This window comes from Magnetofaba australis IT-1 (assembly GCF_002109495.1).
Taxonomy (GTDB): domain Bacteria; phylum Pseudomonadota; class Magnetococcia; order Magnetococcales; family Magnetococcaceae; genus Magnetofaba; species Magnetofaba australis.
Window position 1 is genome coordinate 213,520 of record NZ_LVJN01000018.1, and the last position, 19,224, is coordinate 232,743.

The 19,224-nt window shown below is 63.8% G+C and carries 19 protein-coding genes; 14 read left to right on the forward strand and 5 right to left on the reverse strand.

Translation table 11 applies throughout. The features are described from left to right. Positions 1-62: 62 nt before the first annotated feature. Positions 63-4,292 carry a hypothetical protein gene (locus MAIT1_RS07155; protein ID WP_085441603.1) on the forward strand — a complete coding sequence of 1,410 codons (4,230 nt, stop codon included), beginning with the start codon at positions 63-65 and terminating at the stop codon, positions 4,290-4,292. Positions 4,293-4,297: 5 nt separating this feature from the next. Here the strand turns inward: MAIT1_RS07155 and MAIT1_RS07160 are convergent, their stop codons facing one another. Then, entirely contained in the window at positions 4,298-4,843 is a 546-nt protein-coding gene (locus tag MAIT1_RS07160; protein ID WP_158089363.1) for a Crp/Fnr family transcriptional regulator, read from the reverse strand. Positions 4,844-4,864: 21 nt separating this feature from the next. Further along, on the reverse strand, positions 4,865-5,947 hold the full coding sequence (gene mnmA, locus MAIT1_RS07165) for a tRNA 2-thiouridine(34) synthase MnmA (protein ID WP_085441605.1): 1,083 nt from the start codon (positions 5,945-5,947) through the stop codon (positions 4,865-4,867). Between the two features lie 120 nt (positions 5,948-6,067). Here mnmA and MAIT1_RS07170 point away from each other — a divergent pair, with 120 nt between their 5' ends. From MAIT1_RS07170 to MAIT1_RS07185, 4 genes are all read left to right on the forward strand, one after another. Further along, on the forward strand, positions 6,068-6,364 hold the full coding sequence (locus MAIT1_RS07170) for a cupin domain-containing protein (protein WP_158089364.1): 297 nt from the start codon (positions 6,068-6,070) through the stop codon (positions 6,362-6,364). 175 nt (positions 6,365-6,539) lie between these two features. Next, positions 6,540-7,121 (forward strand): hypothetical protein, encoded by a 582-nt coding sequence (locus MAIT1_RS07175; RefSeq protein WP_085441607.1) that lies wholly within the window; start codon positions 6,540-6,542, stop codon positions 7,119-7,121. A 115-nt stretch (positions 7,122-7,236) separates the two neighbouring features. Further along, positions 7,237-7,758: a hypothetical protein gene (locus MAIT1_RS07180; RefSeq protein WP_085441608.1), complete on the forward strand. Its 522-nt coding sequence runs from the start codon at positions 7,237-7,239 to the stop codon at positions 7,756-7,758. 15 nt (positions 7,759-7,773) lie between these two features. Then, entirely contained in the window at positions 7,774-9,603 is a 1,830-nt protein-coding gene (locus MAIT1_RS07185; RefSeq protein WP_143814708.1) for an ATP-binding protein, read from the forward strand. Here MAIT1_RS07185 and MAIT1_RS07190 read toward each other — a convergent pair. Genes MAIT1_RS07190 through MAIT1_RS07200 form a run of 3 tightly spaced genes read right to left on the reverse strand, consistent with a single transcriptional unit; the run spans position 9,536 to position 11,544 of the window. Next, on the reverse strand, positions 9,536-10,327 hold the full coding sequence (locus MAIT1_RS07190) for an H-type lectin domain-containing protein (RefSeq protein ID WP_085441610.1): 792 nt from the start codon (positions 10,325-10,327) through the stop codon (positions 9,536-9,538). The genes MAIT1_RS07185 and MAIT1_RS07190 overlap by 68 nt on opposite strands. A 21-nt stretch (positions 10,328-10,348) precedes the next feature. Further along, on the reverse strand, positions 10,349-11,152 hold the full coding sequence (locus tag MAIT1_RS07195) for a fused MFS/spermidine synthase (protein ID WP_085441611.1): 804 nt from the start codon (positions 11,150-11,152) through the stop codon (positions 10,349-10,351). Next, positions 11,149-11,544 (reverse strand): hypothetical protein, encoded by a 396-nt coding sequence (locus tag MAIT1_RS07200; protein ID WP_085441612.1) that lies wholly within the window; start codon positions 11,542-11,544, stop codon positions 11,149-11,151. The genes MAIT1_RS07195 and MAIT1_RS07200 overlap by 4 nt, the downstream gene beginning before the upstream one ends. A gap of 154 nt (positions 11,545-11,698) precedes the next feature. Between MAIT1_RS07200 and MAIT1_RS07205 the strand changes: the two genes are divergently transcribed. From MAIT1_RS07205 to MAIT1_RS07245, 9 genes are all read left to right on the forward strand, one after another. Continuing rightward, positions 11,699-12,160, forward strand: a complete 462-nt coding sequence (locus MAIT1_RS07205) for a CBS domain-containing protein (RefSeq protein ID WP_158089365.1) — start codon at positions 11,699-11,701, stop codon at positions 12,158-12,160. 6 nt (positions 12,161-12,166) lie between these two features. Then, positions 12,167-12,688: a tRNA (adenosine(37)-N6)-threonylcarbamoyltransferase complex ATPase subunit type 1 TsaE gene (gene tsaE / locus MAIT1_RS07210; RefSeq protein ID WP_085441614.1), complete on the forward strand. Its 522-nt coding sequence runs from the start codon at positions 12,167-12,169 to the stop codon at positions 12,686-12,688. After that, positions 12,685-13,755 carry an aminoglycoside phosphotransferase family protein gene (locus MAIT1_RS07215; protein ID WP_158089366.1) on the forward strand — a complete coding sequence of 357 codons (1,071 nt, stop codon included), beginning with the start codon at positions 12,685-12,687 and terminating at the stop codon, positions 13,753-13,755. The genes tsaE and MAIT1_RS07215 overlap by 4 nt, the downstream gene beginning before the upstream one ends. Then, positions 13,755-14,447 (forward strand): nucleotidyltransferase family protein, encoded by a 693-nt coding sequence (locus tag MAIT1_RS07220; RefSeq protein ID WP_085441616.1) that lies wholly within the window; start codon positions 13,755-13,757, stop codon positions 14,445-14,447. The genes MAIT1_RS07215 and MAIT1_RS07220 overlap by 1 nt, the downstream gene beginning before the upstream one ends. A 157-nt stretch (positions 14,448-14,604) precedes the next feature. Further along, positions 14,605-15,255 (forward strand): protein-L-isoaspartate O-methyltransferase family protein, encoded by a 651-nt coding sequence (locus MAIT1_RS07225; protein WP_085441617.1) that lies wholly within the window; start codon positions 14,605-14,607, stop codon positions 15,253-15,255. A 56-nt stretch (positions 15,256-15,311) separates the two neighbouring features. After that, the gene (locus tag MAIT1_RS07230; protein WP_085441618.1) at positions 15,312-15,596 is read left to right on the forward strand and encodes a hypothetical protein; all 285 of its coding nucleotides are present in this window, start codon (positions 15,312-15,314) and stop codon (positions 15,594-15,596) included. A gap of 49 nt (positions 15,597-15,645) precedes the next feature. After that, positions 15,646-16,887 (forward strand): aspartate kinase, encoded by a 1,242-nt coding sequence (locus MAIT1_RS07235; RefSeq protein ID WP_085441619.1) that lies wholly within the window; start codon positions 15,646-15,648, stop codon positions 16,885-16,887. Positions 16,888-17,000: 113 nt separating this feature from the next. Continuing rightward, entirely contained in the window at positions 17,001-18,617 is a 1,617-nt protein-coding gene (gene cimA, locus MAIT1_RS07240) for a citramalate synthase (RefSeq protein ID WP_085441620.1), read from the forward strand. A gap of 227 nt (positions 18,618-18,844) precedes the next feature. Beyond that, complete coding sequence (locus tag MAIT1_RS07245) at positions 18,845-19,183, forward strand: P-II family nitrogen regulator (RefSeq protein ID WP_085441621.1); 339 nt, start codon at positions 18,845-18,847, stop codon at positions 19,181-19,183. Positions 19,184-19,224: the final 41 nt, after the last annotated feature.

A 19,224-nucleotide genomic window follows, 5' to 3' on the forward strand; every position in this document is an offset into this window, starting at 1 on the left:
TTCCGGCGCAATCGGCGCCAGGGTGGCTGCACAAGTCACCTTTCAGTGAGGCGGGGCGCGGTATGAAGAGTCGATGGGGCGCGTGGTTGGGGGTGTGTCTGCTCTTGGCGGGCGCGCTGCCTGCGTGGGCGCAAGAGGTTCCGATTCCTGACGTTCTGCAACCATGGAGCGATTGGGTGACGCGCGGTGAACGCGGCGTTCACCACTGCCCAACCCCCTATAATGCCCAGAGTCGACTGTGCCAGTGGCCCGCCCAGCTCAATCTGAGCCTGGCCGAGAGCGGCGCCGATTTCACCCTGAAAACCACCCTGTTTGCGCCTGGCTGGGCGCCCTTGCCCGGGGATGACAAACTGTGGCCGCAGAGTGTGCGCGTGGGCGACGCTGACGCGCCGGTGGTGGCGCACGGCGGCGTTCCCAGCGTGCATCTGCCTGTGGGCGAGCATCTGATTACCGGTCGCATCGGTTGGCGACAGGCCCCGGAGTACCTGCCTGCGCCCTCGCAAGCGGCGGTGCTGCGCCTGCGCAACGCCGCCGGGCGCGAAATGAGCGCCAATCGTGATGCCCAAGGCCGTATCTGGCTCAAGAGCCGCGCGCCTGCGGCGGATTCCGTTGCCCAGAAAGAGGAGAAGAGTCTGGACCTGCGCGTGTTTCGCCTGGCGCGGGACGACGCCCCGGCGCGCCTGATCAGCGTGCTGGATCTGCGCGTCTCCGGCCCGGCGCGCGAAGAGGTGCTGGATCAGCCGATTCAGGCCGGATGGATTGCGCAGAGTCTTGAGAGTCAACTCCCTGCGCGTGTGGCCGAAGATGGCCGCATCCATCTGCGCGTGCGCCCCGGCCAGTGGCGCGTGACGTTGACGCAGCGCAGCGTCGGCCCGTTGCAGCGGTTGGCGTGGAGCGAAACGCCGCGCGCCGGGCATTGGACGGAGAGCGAAATCTGGTCGGTGCGGCGCAATGGGCGCTTGCGGCAGATGCGCATTGAGGGCGGCGCGCCGGTGGATCCGGCCCAAGCCGACGTCCCCAAAGGGTGGCGGCAGGATCCCGCCTACAGCGGCGGCGCTGATGCGGCGCTGAGTTTCATCACGCTGCAACGGGGCGCCGAGGGCAAAAAGCCGGAGTCGCTGACGCTGCAGCGCGATCTGTGGTTGGACTTCGACGGCGGCGGGGTCACCGCGCGCGACCGCATCAGCGGCGAGCGCAATGGTCTCTGGCGCTTGGCGCTGTCGGCGCCGTGGCGTCTGGGGCGCGCCAGCGAAGGCGGCGAGCCGCGTCTGGTGATGCTGGGCGACGCCAGCGACGCGCGGGAGATCGCCGTGACCACCCGCGAGCAGACCATTGAGGCGATCAGTCGCGCCAATGACACGGCGCCGTTGCCGGTTTCGGGCTGGGACCAGACCTTTGAACGGGTGGAGATGACGCTGAGTCTGCCGCCGGGGTGGCGTATTTTGCACATCGGCGGCGCCGATCGCGCGTCAGGCGACTGGTTGGGGCGCTGGACGTTGCTGGATCTCTTCCTGCTGCTGCTGTGCGCGTTGGCGACAGGCAAGCTGTGGGGGGCGCGCTGGGGCGTTGCTGCCGGGATCCTGCTGCTGCTGGTCCACCATGAGGAGCAGATGCTGGCGGGAACACTGTTGTTGGCCCTGGTGAGTGAGGCGCTACGTCGCGCCGCGCCGGAGGGCGGGCGGTTGCAGGGATTGGCGCGCGCCGCGCACACGCTGCTGCTGGCGGCGCTGATCTTCATCGTGGCGCCGTTGGCGCTGGAGCAGGGGCGCCTGGCGCTCTATCCGCAACTGGAGCGGTCCAATGCGGGCGCATCCGCTCCTGCGCGCTATCAAGAGTATGACGATATGGCTTTGGAAGCGTCCATGGCCCAAGCTCCCTCGGCGCCGCTGGAGCGCAGCCGCAAAATGGTGCGGAAATCGCTCGAGTCGTCGTATCAGCAGCAGGGGTATGGCGCGCAGCAAGGCTACAAGCAGGCCCAGGCGCAAGCGGTGCAGACCGGTCCGGGTGAGCCGCGCTGGCGCTGGCGCGACGCCAATATGTGGTGGGATGGACCGGTTATGGCCGGACAGCAAGTCGACTTGACGCTGATTCCGCCAGCGGTCAATCGGGCGTTGTGGACGCTGGGCGCGCTGCTGCTGCTGGCGCTGGGCGCGCGCGGGTTGTGGGCGTGGCGCGCGCCCAGCGGGCAGACGCCGCCGCACAGCGGCGCCTCTGCATCCAGCGCCTCGGCTGCGACGCCATCTGCTCAGAGCGCAGCCGGATTGGCGTTGCTGGTCGTTGCGGGAATGCTGTGGCCACAACCGTCGATGGCGCAGAACTTGTCGGCGGGCGCGGCGATTCCACCACCGGAGTTGCTCAATGATCTGCGTCAGCATCTGACGGCGCCGCCCCAGTGTTTGCCCAATTGCGCCGAGGTGGCGCGCATGCACGTGGCCGCCGAGGGCGATGTGGTGCGCTTAAATCTTATTATCCACGCCGCCGAGCGCACGGCGATTCCGCTGCCTGATGGCGGCGAGGGGTGGCGCGTGGCGTCACTGTTTCGCAACGGACTGCCCAGCGATGCGGCGCGGCGTGATGAACATGGCGTGCTGTGGGCGCTGGTGGAGCCCGGGTTGACCCGGGTGACCCTGGAGGCTGAAGCCCCGGGGCAGAGCGCCCTGGCCATTACCCTGCCACTGCGTCCGCACCGGGTGAATTGGCAAGCCAGCGGCTGGCGCGTCTCCGGTCTGGATGAGAACGGCCATCCGGGCAAGACCTTACACTTGACTCGCCTCGGCGCCACGCAGCCCCGGCGCGCGCGCGCCGAGGAGGAGGCGGGTCTGGCCCCGTCGGCCATTCCCCCCTTTGTGCGGGTGGAGCGCACGGTCTATCTGGATCATCAATGGAGCGTGGAGACGCGCATTGTGCGTGATGGCGGCTCTGATGAGGCGGTGTCGCTGCGCCTGCCGCTGCTGCCGCAGGAGTCCCCCGCCAGCGAATCCATCGAGCGTGATGGCGGCTTCGTGGTGGCCAGTCTGGCCCGCGGCGAACGTGAGAAGCGTTGGCGCAGCGCCTTGGAGCCACAGCCCGCGCTGGCTCTGCGCGCTTCGCAGAGTCCTGATTGGATGACGCTGTGGCGCGTGGTTCCCACGCCGTTGTGGCGGGTCTCCCATCTGGGGCCGCCGCCGCTGCTGTCCGATGCGCGCAAGGAGGGGCAGACCCTCTCCTGGGCGCTGTGGCGCGGCGAAACCGCCGAGCTTACCATCACCCAGCCCCAGCGCGCGCCGGGCGGGTCGCTGACGGTGGAGCGAGCGAAGCTGCACATTGAGCAGGGTCAACGCGCCGCTGACTATACCCTCACGCTGGATGTGCGCGCCGGTCGCGGCGGCTCCTATGCGGTGACGCTGCCGCCGGGAGCCGAGCCGCTGTCGGCGCAGATTGATCATGGTCCCAGTGGGGCCATGGCCATGCGCGATGGGCGCGTACAACTGCCGCTGCGTCCGGGGATGCAGAGTTATGCGTTGCGCTGGCGTCAGCCGGAGGCGGCGGGATTCCTGCTGCGTACGGCGGTTCCCGATCTGGGCGTCGACGCCTCCAATGTCAGCGTGAGCATTCAGCCGGGGCAGGGGCGTTGGCTACTGGCGCTGGGCGGTCCGCAGTTGGGGCCGGCGGTGCTGTTCTGGGGCGCGATGCTGGTGTTCCTGGTGGTGGCGGTGGGTTTGTCGCGGATTCCGCATATGCCGCTGTCTCTGCGCGCCTGGTTGCTGCTGGCGGTGGGGCTGGCGCCCATGCGCGGAGTGGATGATGCGGTGATTCTCATCGGCTGGTTTGTGCTGCTCGGTTGGCGCGGAACGCAGGGCGCTGGAATGCTTGCAACCCGCATGCGCTTTAATCTCATGCAGATTGTCCTGGCGGGATTGACGCTGATGGCGGCCATCGCTCTGCTGGAGGTGGTGCGGCAGGGGCTGTTGGGTCAGCCCAACATGCGGGTGGCGGGCAATGATTCAACCCAATACCTGCTCAAATGGTATCAGGATCGCGCGGCCACTGGGGCGTTCCCCCAGGCCTGGACGCTCTCGGCGCCGCTGTGGAGCTATCGCGCCTTAATGCTGGGGTGGGCGTTGTGGCTGGCGTGGTCGGTGATCCGCTGGTCGCAGTGGGGGTGGCGCATGTTCAGCGCCGATGGCTTGTGGCGCGCGGCGCCGCCAAAAACGGGCAAGCCTTGGTGGCGTCGCGAGAAAAGTCCAGCGGCGTCAGTCGAGAAAACGCAGGAGCCGGCCAAAGGGGCGGAGCCAACGCCGCCAAGTGAGTAGGGGCGTCAGGCGCGTGCGGCTTGGGCCTGCGCCGCCTGCTTGCGCAGCGCCTCGGTCAGGGCTTGATTGCCCGCTTGCTGCTTGGCCAAGCTATCCAGCGCTTCGGTGAGCAGGCTGCGTAGCTCGGAGACCTGCGCGTTGGTTTGGTTGAGTCGCTCCACCATGATACTGAGCATCTGGTCCTTGAATTTGAGCTGAATTTCCGAGTCCAGCTTCTCCAGTGCGGCGCTGTCGATGCGGAACGCCACCAGCGGCTCCACAGCGGTGACGTGGGCGCTGCGCGGCGCGCCGGTGAGAAAGGACATTTCGCCGATCACCGCGCCGGGCTCCAGGGTGGCCACCCGCACCCCCGCCTTGGCGTTAATGGTGACGTCGGCGGTCCCTTTCACCAGAATATAGAGCGCCTGATCCTCATCGCCTTCGCTGCAGAGCTTCTCATTGGCCGCCAGGGTGACAAACAGGCTCTCCTCGTCATCAGCGAAAACCTGCCGCTCCTGCTCGGTAAAGCTCCAGAAGAAGGGCACCTCAGCCAGGAGTTTCATGATCAACATTTTCGTCTCTCCCATGCGACGTTACTGAATCCAGCCGCCGCCTAACACCTGATCTTCTTGATAAAACACGCACGCTTGACCGGGTGTGACGGCCCGTTGCGATTGTGCAAACGCCACCTGCGCGCCGCCGTCCGGCAGCGGGGTCACCGTCGCTGGTTGCGGCTCGGCGGCGTAACGAATGCGCGCCTGACACGAGAACGGCGCGCTGGGCGCGTCGATGATCCAGTTGACCTGGGCGCAGACCAGTTCATCACGCATCAGCGCCTCATTGGGGCCGACGATGAGGCGATTGTTGTCGGCGTCCAGCGCAATCACATAGAGCGGGTGCGGCGCCGCCACGCCCAATCCTCGGCGCTGTCCCACCGTGTAGCGCGCCAAGCCGTGATGTTGGCCCAGGATCTTTCCATCCCTGTCGACAATGGGGCCTGGGGTGATGGCGTGGGGGGCGTGCTGGGCGAAAAAGGCGGCGTAGTCGCCATCGGGCACGAAGCAGACGTCCTGGCTTTCGCGCTTATCAGCCAGATGCAGTCCGGCGCGGGCCGCCAGCGCGCGAGTGCGCGCTTTGGAGATATCGCCCAGCGGAAAGCGGATGTGCTGCAACTGCTCACGGGTGGTGGCGAACAGAAAATAGGATTGATCCTTGGCGCGGTCGGCGCCGCGCCACAACTGCGGCGCATGGCCCACCGGATCCACTGTGCAGCGCGCATAGTGGCCGGTGGCGAGGAACTCAGCGCCCAGTTGACGGGCGCGATCCAGCAGGATCTCGAATTTGAGTATCTGATTGCAGCGCACGCACGGATTGGGCGTCTGACCATGGGCGTAGGTGGTGATGAAGTCCTCCACCACCGCCTGCCGAAACGCTTCCTGCAAATTGATCACATAGAAAGGGATGCCCAGGGTCTCGGCCACATGGCGCGCGTCCTGCACATCCTCGGTGGCGCAACAGGTGCGGCTGTTGGGAGAGGGCGCGCAAGAGTGACCATGATCCCACAGTTGCATGGTTAAGCCGATGACGTCATAGCCCTGCTCCACCAGCAGCGCGGCTGTGGCCGAGGAGTCGACGCCGCCGGACATGGCGACTGCTGCGCGTTTTTTCTCATTCATGGGGCAACGCCTTGCTGCAAAAGAGCGCCGTCACGCGCCCGGAAAACGCTCCATAATGGCGACATCGTCACACACGGACAAGGCGCAATGACGTCGCGCAGCGCCAGCGGGGAGAAGCAGATGAGCGCAATTGATCGATTTCAATGGGCCAGCGAAGCTGAAGCTGTGGCCGATCTACAACGTCGTGGTTACGCCCCTTCGCGCTATGACTATCCCCCCGGTTGTCATTTTGCCGAGCATACCCACCCGTATGAAAAGATTGTGGTGGCGCTCAGTGGGCGCTTTGCCCTGACGCTGGGCGGCGAGACTCTGATTTTGGAGTCGTTGCAAGGAGTGCGGGTTCCCGCAGGAGCGCGTCATGCGGCATGGACTGTCGGTGAGCAGACTGTGCGCAGCCTGGACGCGGCAAAACTCTGAATTGATGCACGGCTTGAGCGATGGCGAGTTTTTGGCGTAGTGGCCGGGCAGAGTGGGGATTTCACCTGTCAGAGTTTTGATGATAGGTTGCGAATTCATTTTAATCAATGTGTTGTGCTGTTATAGCAAGCTGGCGCCACAGTTGCTATCTAAGCTCCTGAGAAGGAGTGAGGCGATGACCACAGCGTATATGCCGCCGCCGCCAAGCGTGGCGCAACCCGTCACAACGACAACGCCGCAACCGGCGCAGAGCCAATCGTCGTTATGGCAGGGGGAGAAACCCGGGTTTGAAGATGTCTGGGATACCGTCAATCCCATGCAGCACCTGCCTGTGGTGTCTGGGCTCTACCGCGCTGGCAGCGGGGATCAGATTGGCAATGGTCCGCGTCTGGCGGGCGGCGCGCTGTATGGCGTGCTGACCGGCGGTCCGGTGCTGGGGTTGGCGGGCTCCGCTGCTGATGTGTTGGTGCGGGAAAGCAGCGGCAAGGATGTGGGCGAACACGTCGCTTCGGCGTTGATGCCGCAGACGGTGACGCGCCCGGTTGCGCCGCAGCCGAATTGGCAAGTGTATGGCGCGCCGTCGGTGACGGCGCGGGCCTCCGGTTATCAGATCTATACCGGCGCCACTCAAGTGGACGCCGCATTGCTCCAGCAAGGCATGACGCCTAACGCGGCGCAAGCCGCCACCCCCGCGGCGCAACAAGCGGCGGTGTATCGGTATCAAAGTATGGCCGCCAACGCGCCGGTAGTCCGGTGAAGCGGCCCTTAGCTCGGCGCCGCCAGGAAGCGCGCGCAACAAAAAAAGACGAAGGACGGCGCAGTCCATCAGGAGAAGACCCGCGTCGTTGCGCTCAACGAGTCGAGGAATAAGCATGCGTAAATCCAATTTGAACACCTCTTCGTTGCGTGGCGACAAACTCCGCGCGGGCATCGGCGCGGCGCTGCGCAAATCCCGCGGCCAGGGCCTCGGCGAACTCATCTCCAAAGCCCAGGCGGAGTCCGCCGGGCAGGAAACGGCTGCTCATGCGCCGGTGGCGGCGGACGTGCAAACCGTGCGGAAACTGCTGTCGGATCTGCAAACCCAGGCGGTGGATGAGCGTCTGGAGTGCGCCGTGCCTTTGATCGAATCGTTGCGCTTGTCGTTGGCGCTGGATCGCGCCTCCGCCAGCACCCCTCCGGGGGCGCTGACGGTGAAGGGGTGGATGTCCCTGCTCAATGGTTGGGAGTCGCATCTGGAGAAAATGCGTCAACGTCAGATCAACTACAGCAAGAGCTTCTTCGAAGAGGCGGTGGAAGAGGCGGAGTTGGGCGCATCGCCGCTGGCTCCCATGCTGCAGCAGTTGGTGGAAATGTGCCGTGGTCGCCTGGCGCAAGATGGCCAAAGCGCTGCATAACATGCGGACGCGACATTGAAGATCCCATGGCGTCCTATCAGCGCGTCTGAGACTTTGGATGCGCAGATTCAGCAGCGCGCGTTCGCGCTGCCGCAGGGTGGCGTTGGCCTGCGTTTGGACGCTCATGAGGAGGTCTGCCGCACTCTTGTCGCCATGCTGCGTGATGGCGCGGATGGGGTCACCCTGATTGGTTCTGCTGGCGTGGGGAAGAGTTTTCTGCTGCGTCGGTTGGCCGCTGCGCTGAGCGATTGGGGCCCTGTGGCGGTGATGGAGAATCCTGGCCAACCGGCCACTCTGTTTGTCAGTCAATTGTGTGAAAAACTGGCCGCTGCGGACGCGACGCTGACATGTGATCCGGCCAACGGCGACATTGTCGCAACCCTAATGGCGCAGGTGGACAAGCGCGCGCGCAACCGTGCGCCGTTGGCGCTGGTGGTGGACTCCGCGCATCTGCTCACTGGTCGCAATCTGGCTCTCGTCACGCAGTTGGCGGATTATGAGTACGACGGCTTCCGTCCAGTGCGCATTGTGTTGAGCGGGCGTAACGCGCTTAGTGGAAAATTGCACAAAAGCGCCTATCAGCCTCTGTCGCGACGCGCCGCCACGGTGGTGCGCCTGTCTCGTCTCCAGAAGTCGCAGGCGCGTCTGCTTGTAGGATTCGTCTGGAACGCCCTCTTTTCTCCCCAGCATGATCGCGGCGCGCCGCCACCCATCACTTGGGGCGGCTGGCGCGAGATCCTCACGCAAGCTGATGGCAATCCTGCCGCCATACACCGCATTATGCGTGAAATCAGCCTGCAGTGCGGGCCGGGACGCACGCAGCGGGTGGATGGACGTGTGGCCCGTGACGCCATTGCATTCCGACGCAGCAGCTCCCCACGTGTTATCAAGCGCACCATCCTGCAGACCATGGCGGCGGCTCTGTTGCTGGCGACGGGTTATGCGCTGGGGCATTGGCATGGAGCTGGGAAGCTGACCCTGGAACTGGCCGTGGCCGATGAGAGCGCCACCCAGTCTACCGCGCAGCGCGACCCAGAGTTGCAACACGCATCTTCTCCTGTGGAACAAGCGGCGTCGGAACCAGAGTTCAGCAGTTTGGAGGCGTCGGCGCAACCCAGTGAGCCAGGAGATGTGGGCGTCGCAACCGTCGACACTGTAAACGCGGTGGCGGTGAATGGACCCGTCGCAACCTCAACGTCAGAGAATCTGCCTGAATTGGTTGAAACCGCCGACACAGCACCGCCGGTTATCGCAACCGCAAAATCGCCGGGGCCTAGCGATGATGGCGTCGCGCAGAGCCCACAATCGTCAGTGGAGCAAGCAGCGCAAAGCGTTCTGGCCGAGATGGATCAAGTCGCAGCGGAAGCGCCGAATTCCATGCTGGAATCCAAATCGTCTTTGGTCACTGACGCCGTTCAGTTGTCAAAGCCGTCGCCGCCGCCGCAACACGATGTTGAACCTGTCGCCAAAGCGGAGCCGTCGCCCAAGGCGGTGATGAAAAAGCCGCCCTCAGCACAGAGCGTGGCGCAGACACTCGCGCCGTGGGTCGAGCCCGATGCGGCCACAGGCGAGTACGTCCTGCAACTCGGCACCCTGAGTCAACTTGACTCCGCAGTCCAACTGGCCAACACGCTCAAACAAGCACGCTGGGCGCCGTTCATTCGGCGCTGGGAAAATGACGCCGCATCATCCTACGCCGTGCGGCTGCGCTTTGACACCCGTGAGGCCGCGGCGTCGGCCCAAGAGAAGATCAATCAGAATCTCTCTGTGCATGGGATCATTCTGCACCTGGAGCAGGAGCCTGAGCCGGTTGCTGCGCAGGCGACGGAGGAGCCGTCGTCGTAACGTTCGCGGCGGTGGGTTCGTCACGCTGTTTTCCCCCTGCGCCAGTTGGCGCATCCTGCGTATCTTGAACGCCATGGGCCAGCCACTGCGCCTGCATCTCCCGCATTCTTGAATCCGATAAGGTGTCCGCCACCAGCGTGAATCCCTTCGTGTCGATCTCTTCGGCGCGAATGCGAAGGGTCTGCTGTTGATCTGGGTCGATCATAATGGCGCTGACCCCTAGGATGACCTCTGGCGCTGAACGAAACGGCTGCGCAAAGACGATCCTGTGGCGGAACTCCCGCTGCTTGGTGAACAGGCTTTTGAGGCGCCATTCAGGGTCATTGCGGCGGATCAGATGGGCGCCGCTCTGTATCAAGGGCGAACGCGCGCTCAGATCCGCGATGCGTTGGGTCAATCGGGTGTTGGCCAGACGCAAAGACGCCAGCGCGCCCTCTTGTTGCGCAGCGTGGCGGCGATAGTGGGTGAGCGTCTCCTGCAGTGAGTGGACCTCCTCCTGCAAGCGCGTGGTGTGGTCGCTAAGGTCACTGACTTGCGCCTGCAAGGTTTGCAGCGGGCTTTGCGCCAGATCCTGCGGATCGTCAAATGGTTGCCCAGATTGCGTGGGCGCCGTTATCGGTTGCGGCGCGCTGGCTTTGATGAAGATTTGATAGATCGCGCCACCGCCAGCCAGAAGGCCCAGGAGCAATGCGATGCTGAAAACAAAGCGGTAGAAGCTGCGCATGGCGCTTTCCTTGAGTACAGGCTATCGACCGGCGCGCAGACGTCGCCACAGGGGGAAATTGACCCGTTTCATCTGCGCCAAGAAGCCGGGGAAGTCCAATGAGAGCTCTTTGTTTAGAGTTTGCGCCCGAGTGCGCAGACTCGGTTCAAGCAGCCACTCATTGGTCACGCTGGATTTGGCGAAGCGCAGTTCATTGCTGAATTTGGCCACCGGCAAGCGCCAATGAGCCTCAGGAAAGGCGGCTTTGATGGCGTTAACCGCCTGCCCATGGCGCCGTTTATTGGAGCGGGTGAGATTCACCGCCAGCACCCCATCGGACGAGAGGTGGGCGCGACACTTGTGCAGAAACTTGGCGCAGTGAATCGATTCGGCCAGTCCAGAGGGGTCGAATGCGTCCAGTAGAATGAGATCATAGGGGCGCTTGGGGCTGGGTTCGAAGGCGCGTGCGCCATCGCGCAGACGCACCATCAGGCGCGGATCCTGCGGCAGTTCAAAATAGCTGAAGGCCACCCGCGCCATTACCGGGTCGCGCTCCACCACCGTCACATGGGCCTGGGGAAGGGCGCGCCAGAGGAAACGCGCCATGGAGCCGCCGCCCAGACCGATCATCAAAATGCGCTGCGGGGGCGTCGCCATCAGGACCAGAGCGGTCATCATCAGGCGCGAGTAGGAGAGCGCCAGTTGGTCGGGGCGGGCGAGGTCGATGGCGCTCTGTTTGAGATGATCGCCAAAGTGCAGGTAGCGCTCGTCGCCGCACTGCACCACCTCCAGGTCGCGCTCTGGATTGGCGTCGCGAAACAGGGGCCGGGGGATGGCGGCGTTCATGGTTCGCTCGGCGCCGTCTCCACCTCCATGCGCTCCAGGTCGGCCAGGCGCACGCGGCGGCCATCGAGAGTGGTGAAGACGCGATCGTGCAGATCCTTGTTGCGGGCGCGATAGATCTGCGTCTCCCCGCTCTGGATGTTGATGACGCGAATCAGCATCTCTTTATTGGCGTCGCGCCAATAGAAGTAGGCCATAGTCGCCGCCAGAGTCACCAGCAGCAGCAGGGCGATGAGGCCGGCGCGACGACCGGCGCGCTGGTCGGCGACCTCCTGGGCGCGCAGGGCCTCGGCTTGCTCCGGGGTGATCAGCGCCTCTTTGCGCTGGGCCTGAAAGCGTCCCAGGGCATAGATGGAGGCGATGGCCAGTATGGGCAGCAGGATCTTGAACAGCATGGCGGATTCTTGTATCAAGCCCCGGTGTATGCGTTGCATGGCGGAGCGCGTGGTCGGGAAGAGCAGAGCCCGTATGGGCCGCTATTGTGGCGCGTCGCCGACTACAGTAGCATGGGATATCGGCTATTTCCACGCATGGCAGGGAGGTTGCGTCATGGGCGTTAAAGCGTTTGAGATTATGAATTCCGATGTGGCGACGGTCAACGGCGACGCCAGCGTCAAAGAGGTCGCCGAACTGCTGGCGCGCAAAGAGGTGTGCGGCGTGGTGGTGGAGATCGACGGCGAGTTGGCCGGCATCATCACCGAGGGCGACTTGGTGGATCGGGTGAAGAAGGTGCACCTGCCCACCATCGTCAACATCCTCGATGCGATCATCCCGGTGGCGGGCGAGCGCCAATATGAAGAGGATCTGCGCAAAATCGCCGCCTGCACCGCCAGCGAGATCATGACCGCCGACGTGATCACGGTGGACGCCGACGCTGAACTGTCCGATGTGGCCACGGTCCTCAGCGAGCAGCACATCGCCATGGTTCCGGTGCTGCGCGATGGCGAAGTGGTGGGCTCGGTGGATAAGTCCGACGTCATTCGCGGCATGCTGCAATCCAACGAGGCGTAATGATCCATGGCGGCGGAGGGGATGCTGCTGACCAGCGAATCCGAAGAGGAGACTGCGCGCATCGCCGCGGCGCTGGCGCAGTGTGTCTTTGAGCAGACGCCAGAGGGGTTGGTGATCGCCCTGCATGGCGATCTGGGCGCTGGTAAGACCGCCTTTGCGCGCGGCTTCGTCTACGCTATGGGGACGCCCGAATCCACCGCCGTCACCAGTCCGACCTTTACCCTGCTCAACCCGTATGAACAGGGGCGCATGCCGCTGTTTCACTATGACCTCTATCGTCTGGCCGACGCCGAGGAGTTGACCCTGGCGGGCGCCGACGAGCCGTTGGATGGTCGCAGCGGCGCGGCGTTGGTGGAGTGGCCCCAGCGCGCCGCCGAACTACTGCCCGTCGACCGTCTGGAGATCACCTTGGCGCATCAATCCCCTGAGCAACCGAATCTGCGCGCCGTGCGCTTTGCGGCCCTGGGCCCACGCAGCGCAGCGGTATTGAACGCCCTGCAAACGCAATGGAATTCAAACAGACCATGAGCAGTCGTGACGCCACACGCATTACACAGTTCGTCCAGCGCGAATTTCCCGGAGTGGCGGGGATCGAGCAGGTGGCCGGAGACGCCTCCTTCCGCGCCTATTTCCGCATCCACACCGACGACGGCCCACGCATTCTCATGGACGCGCCGCCGGACAAGGAGGATTGCGCGCCGTTTGTGGATATCGCCCGCCATCTGCGCGCCCATGGGGTGCATGTCCCGCTGCTGCACCATGTGGATCTGGAGCAGGGGTTCCTGGCGCTGGAGGATCTGGGCGATGTGACCTTGCTGCAGGCGTTGAACTCTGGCGTCGAGGCGGAAACCCTCTACGCCATGGCGTGCGATCAACTGTTGGCCATGCAGCAGGCCCCCATCGACGGCTCCTGCATCGCCCATCAGCGCCCCTATGACCACACGCTGCTGCGCTTTGAGTTCTCCCTGCTCACCGACTGGTATATCGAAGGGATTCTGCAAACGCCCATCAGCGATGCCGACTATGACGCCTTCGATGAAGTGTTCGAGCAGATTATCGCCGCGCTGCTCAAACAGCCGCGCGTGCTGGTGCATCGCGACTACCACAGCCGCAATCTGATGTGGCGCGGCCCCGGTTTGCCGCTGGGGGTGATCGATTTTCAGGACGCGGTGGTGGGGCCCATCACCTACGACCTGGCCAGCCTGCTGCGCGACTGCTATGTGGCGTGGGACGAACCGTTCCGCCAGCATGTGCAGCGCGAGTGGTTGGCGGGGGCGGAATCCAAGCTGGGCTATGCCCCAAAATGGGAGGATTTCAGCCGCGACTTCGACTGGATGGCGATTCAACGCAACCTCAAGGCGGTGGGAATCTTCGGGCGCTTGTGGCTGCGCGACGGCAAATGCGGCTATATGGATGACGTGCCGCGCACCATGAGCTACGTGCGCGAAACCCTGGCGCGGCAGCCGGAACTGGCCGAACTCAATGCGCTGCTGGCGAAGTACATTCCCGCCGGTTGCGAACCCAGCGCCGCCGACGTGCAGGCGCGTGGGCGACAGATTCCGCCGCGTCCGGCGGCGCAGATGTCGGCGACGTGATGCAGACCGCCATGATCCTCGCCGCCGGGCGCGGAACCCGCTTGCCCGAGTGGACCGCGCACACCCCCAAACCCTTGGTTCCGGTGGGCGGCGTGCCGGTGATTGAACACACCTTGGCGCGCTTGGCTGCGTTCGGTGTGGAACGGGTGGTGATCAACACCCATCATCTGGGCGAGAAGTTGGTGGAGGCGCTGGGCGATGGCGCGCGTTTCGGCGTGCGCATCGTCTGGTCGCCGGAAGAGGATCTGTTGGAGACCGGCGGCGGCGTGCGTAACGCCCTGCCGCTGTTGGGCGATGCGCCGGTGTTGTGCGTCAATGGCGATATTCTGTGGGATCTGGATCTCGGCGAGTTGATCGCCGGGTTCGATGCGCAGAAAATGGATGCGCGTCTGGGGCTGGTGGCCAACCCCCCTGACGGCGGCGGCGACTTTCTGCTGCAGGCCGATGGCCGTCTGCTGCGCGGACGCGGCGCCACCGGCGCGCTGACCTACTCCGGGGTGCAGATTTTGCGTCCTCAGGCGCTGGCGGCGTACGTCATTGAACCCTTTTCCCTCAACCGTTTGTATGACGACGCCCTGGCCTCTGGGCGTCTGTTTGGCGCGCCGCTGAATGGCCTGTGGGCCGATATCGGTTCGGCGCAACGGCTGCAAAGGGCCGAAACGCTGCTGGATGCGTGGCGCGCTCGCGCTTGAAAGGGTTGCCAGGGGTAGGGGAATCGGGTAGAAACCTAAAGGTTAAGGGTGCACATCTGTTCTGTCACTGCGGCTTGCGGCGCAATTGAGCGATCTTCTGCGCAAGGGTCAAGACGTAGCTGGCGTTATTTCGGCAATTGCCGCGCAAGGAGCTCTCATGGATACCGCCCAGGCCCGCGCCAATATGGTCAAATCCCAGGTTCTGCCCAATAATGTGCAGAATGAGGCGCTGCTCGCCGCCATGAACAGCGTGGCCCGCGAGAATTTCGCCCCCGAAAAGTTTGCCGCTGCGGCCTATTCGGACATGGCGATTCCTCTGGATGATCAGGGACGCCGCATGCTCTCGCCGCTGCAGGCGGCGTGGCTGATCCAATCTTTGGATATCCAACCCGGCGCCAAGGCGCTGGTGGTGGGCGCCGGTCTCGGTTACGAAGCGGCGCTGCTGGCGACCATGGGCGCCAAGGTTTACGCCGTGGAGAGCGATGCGGCGCTGGCCGAGTTGGGCAAAGCGGCCACCGCAGGGCTTGACGTGCAGTGGCGCGTGGGCGAACTGGCTGAAGGCTGGAAGGATCCTGCGCCCTATGACGCCATTCTGTTCTGCGGCGCGGCGGACAAAACCCCGTCGCAGCCGGTGGGGCAGCTCACCGACGATGGCCGCTTGAGCATCATCCACGGCGTGGCGGGCGAGCCGGTGATGGCGGGCGTGAAGATCGTCGGCTTTGGCGGCGCCGACCACGCCGAGACCCTGTTCGAAACCGTCGCCACGCCGTTGCCTGGTCTGGCCGGGGGTTCCGGTTTTACGCTGTAAGCGGCGCACGCTTCGCTTACGCAATCGACTCGAATAGACGAAGAGGAGACCACCCCATGGCGGAGAATCGCGTCAGCGCTGCATCGGGCAGTTTCAAGGCCAGCGTCGATAGCACCCCGACGGAACTGGTGATCATGGTTCTGATGCTGGTGATCGCCTTCTTCCTGATTGGCTATCTGGTCACCAAGCATCTGGAGCGCAAGCGCGTGGAGAAGAGCCGCGCGCAGCGTCAGGCGGCCAAGGAGGCGATGAACGCCGAGCGCAAGCAGGCCGCCGCCCAGGCCACCGCCACCGCGCAAGTCGCCGCGCGCCGCGCCCCGGCGCGTCGGCGTCGCCGCTAAGCGCAAGTCTTTGTCGTAAAGCGTTTTCACCACCCAAGTAGGACGTCCCGTGGCGCTCATCGTACAGAAATTCGGCGGCACCTCCGTCGGCTCCATCGACCGCATCAAAAACGTCGCCCGCAAGGCCATCGCCGAGTTCGAATCCGGCAATCAGGTGGTGGTGGCGGTCTCCGCCATGTCCGGCGAAACCAACCGCCTGGTGGCGCTGGTGGAGGAGATCACCGGCTTCTATAACAAGCGCGAATATGATGTGGTGGTCTCCGCTGGCGAGCAGGTCTCCATCGGTCTGCTGGCCACCGCCATCGAATCCATGGGCTACAAGGCGCGCTCCTATCTGGGCTGGCAGGTGCGCTTCCGCACCGACGGCGCCCACAGCAAGGCGCGCATCCGCGAAATCGAGTCGTTCCGCATCCGCAAGGACCTCGACGCCGGAGCCATCGTCATCGTCGCCGGTTTCCAGGGCATAGACGACGACGGCAACATCACCACCCTCGGGCGCGGCGGCTCCGACACCTCTGCGGTGGCGCTGGCGGCGGCGCTCAAGGCCGATCGTTGCGACATCTATACCGATGTGGACGGCGTCTACACCACCGATCCGCGCATTGAGCCCAAAGCGCGCAAAATGGACGTCATCTCCTACGATGAGATGCTGGAGATGGCCTCGCTGGGGGCCAAAGTGTTGCAAACCCGCTCGGTGGAGCTGGCGAAAAAATACACCGTGCCGGTGCGTGTGCTCTCCTCTCTGGACCCCAACAGCACCGGCACCATGTTGACAAAGGAAAATGCGATGATGGAACAGGTTTTGGTCTCGGGCGTGGCCTACGATAAGAATGAGGCCAAGATCACCATCCTCGGCGTGCCCGACCATCCCGGCGTGGCCGCCACCCTGTTTGGCATTCTGGGCGACGCCCACATCAACGTGGACATGATCATTCAGAACATCTCCGTGCAGGGCGGCACCGACGTCACCTTCACCGTGCCGCGCACCGACTACGCCCAGGCCTTGAAGGCGCTGGAGGAGCCCATCAAGCAGATCGGCGCGCGCGAAGTGGTGGGCGACCCGGACATCGCCAAAATCTCCGCCATCGGCGTGGGCATGCGCTCCCACTCCGGCGTGGCGCAGACCATGTTCAAAGCGCTCTCCCAGGAGGGCATCAATATTCAGATGATCAGCACCTCGGAGATCAAAATCTCCGTGGTGATCGACGAAAAATACACCGAACTGGCTGTGCGCACCCTGCACGACGCCTTTGAACTGGATAAGGACGCGGGTGATCGCGTCACCGGCTGACGCCCGTTTGCGCGTCGCTTATGACGCGTTGCACCGATACGCTTGCGCCTGATCAGACGGGGCGGCCCTTTTGGGGCCGCCCCGCAACCGTTTCTCCCCTCGGGACTCGCCACATGACCGACTTAAAACGCGTCGATATTTATGACACCACCCTGCGCGATGGCGCGCAAAGCGAGGATGTGCAGTTTTCGGTGGAGGATAAACTGCGCATCTGCCGCAAGCTGGACGCCCTGGGGGTGGACTACATCGAAGGCGGCTGGCCCGGGGCCAACCCCAAGGATGACGCCTTCTTCGCCCGCGCGCGCAAGGAGCTGAACCTCTCCCATTCGCGGCTAAGCGCATTTGGTTCCACCCGCCGCGCCGCCGCCCGTGTGGAGGAGGATGTGGTGGTGCGGGGGCTGCTCTCCGCCGAGGTTGGGGTGATCACCATTTTCGGCAAGAGCTGGGATCTGCATGTGACCCAGGCGCTGGGCATCTCTTTGGCGCAGAATCTGGAGTTGATCCACGACACCATCCGCTATCTGAAAAAGCGCGTGGATCGGGTCTTCTATGACGCCGAACACTTCTTCGACGGCTTTGCCGCCAACCCGGACTATGCGCGCCAGACCTTAGAGGCGGCGCGGGACGCTGGCGCCGATGCGCTGATTCTGTGTGACACCAACGGCGGCTCCCTGCCCAGCCAGGTGGGCGCGGCGGTGGCCGGGCTGCGCGATCTCAACGCGGTGCTGGGCATCCACACCCACAATGACTCGGAGTTGGCGGTGGCCAACGCCCTGGCGGCGGTGGAGGCGGGCTGCGCCCACGTGCAGGGCACCCTCAATGGTTTGGGCGAGCGCTGTGGCAACGCCAATCTCATCTCAGTGCTGCCCAATCTGATTCTGAAAATGGGGCGCGAAACTTCCGTCGGCGAGGAGCGTCTGCCCAAGCTCTCCGCTTTAAGCCGCTTTGTTAATGAGTTGGCCAACCGCCCCACGCAGAAGAATCAGCCCTTCGTCGGCAGCTCGGCGTTCGCCCACAAGGGCGGCATTCACGTCTCGGCGGTGCTCAAGGATTCGCGCACTTACGAACATATTCGTCCAGAGCAGGTGGGCAACAAGCAGCGCGTGCTGGTCTCCGATCAATCCGGGCGCAGCAATCTACTGTATAAATTCTCCGAACTGGGCATTGAGTTGGACCCCAAGGATCCGCGTATCCAAACCCTCCTCGAAGAGGTCAAAAGCCTGGAGTTGCATGGCTACCAGTTTGACGGCGCCGAAGGCTCCCTGGAGCTGCGCGCGCGGCGCGCATTGGGGCAGGTGCCCACCTACTTTGAACGGCGGGGCTTTCGCGTCATCGACGAGCGGCGCATACGCGAAGATGAGGATGACGACCGCTTCATGGGCGCCGAAGGGACAGTGAAGATCCTCATTGGCGGGGTGATGGAGCACATTGTTGCTGAGGGCGCCGGACCAGTGGATGCGCTGCACAATGCGCTCACTCTGGTGCTGTCGCGCCATTACCCCTCTTTGGGCGAGATCGAACTGGCGGATTATAAAGTGCGCATCCTGATGGGCAGCGGCTCCATGTCCGGCGGCGCCGACGCCATCGTGCGGGTGCTGATTGAATGGAATGACGGCGAGCGACGCTGGGGCACCGTGGGGGTCTCTGACCACATTATCGCCGCCTCCTACGACGCCATGGTGGAGGCGTTGGAATACAAGCTGTTTTTGGATAAAGTACGGCCGGTTTAGGCTGGTTTGTGCTGGCGCGGCGCGGGGAGATGGAAAATAGCCCGACGGCGTCCTGGTGGGTGACGCCTGCGCGTAAAGTGTGATATGAATGTGGTGACTGTATGAAATATCGCTGAGTTGTTATGCCGTGCGCTCGGCGCGAAATTGCTCGAAAATCAGATCCTGCGCGTCAGCCTGAAGCCTGAGGCGTCATTATTTCAATTGGATGGAGTGGAGGTCCCGGACCCATGAAGAAGGTGGAAGCGATTATCAAGCCCTTCAAGCTCGATGATGTGAAAGAAGCGCTGGCGGAAGTGGGAATTCAAGGCATTACCGTGAGCGAGGTGCGCGGTTTTGGTCGCCAGAAGGGGCATACCGAACTGTATCGCGGCGCCGAGTATGTGGTGGACTTTCTGCCGAAGCTGAAAGTGGAAGTAGTGCTGGCTGACGACATGGTGGAGCGCGCCGTGGAAGCCATTGAACAAGCTGGCCGCACCGGTCGTATCGGCGATGGCAAGATCTTTGTTTCGCCCATTGAAGTGGCGGTGCGCATCCGCACCGGCGAGCGCGATACCGACGCTTTGTAAGACTCTTCGCCTGTTCTCCCGCTTTGGGGGAGATGCTGTGC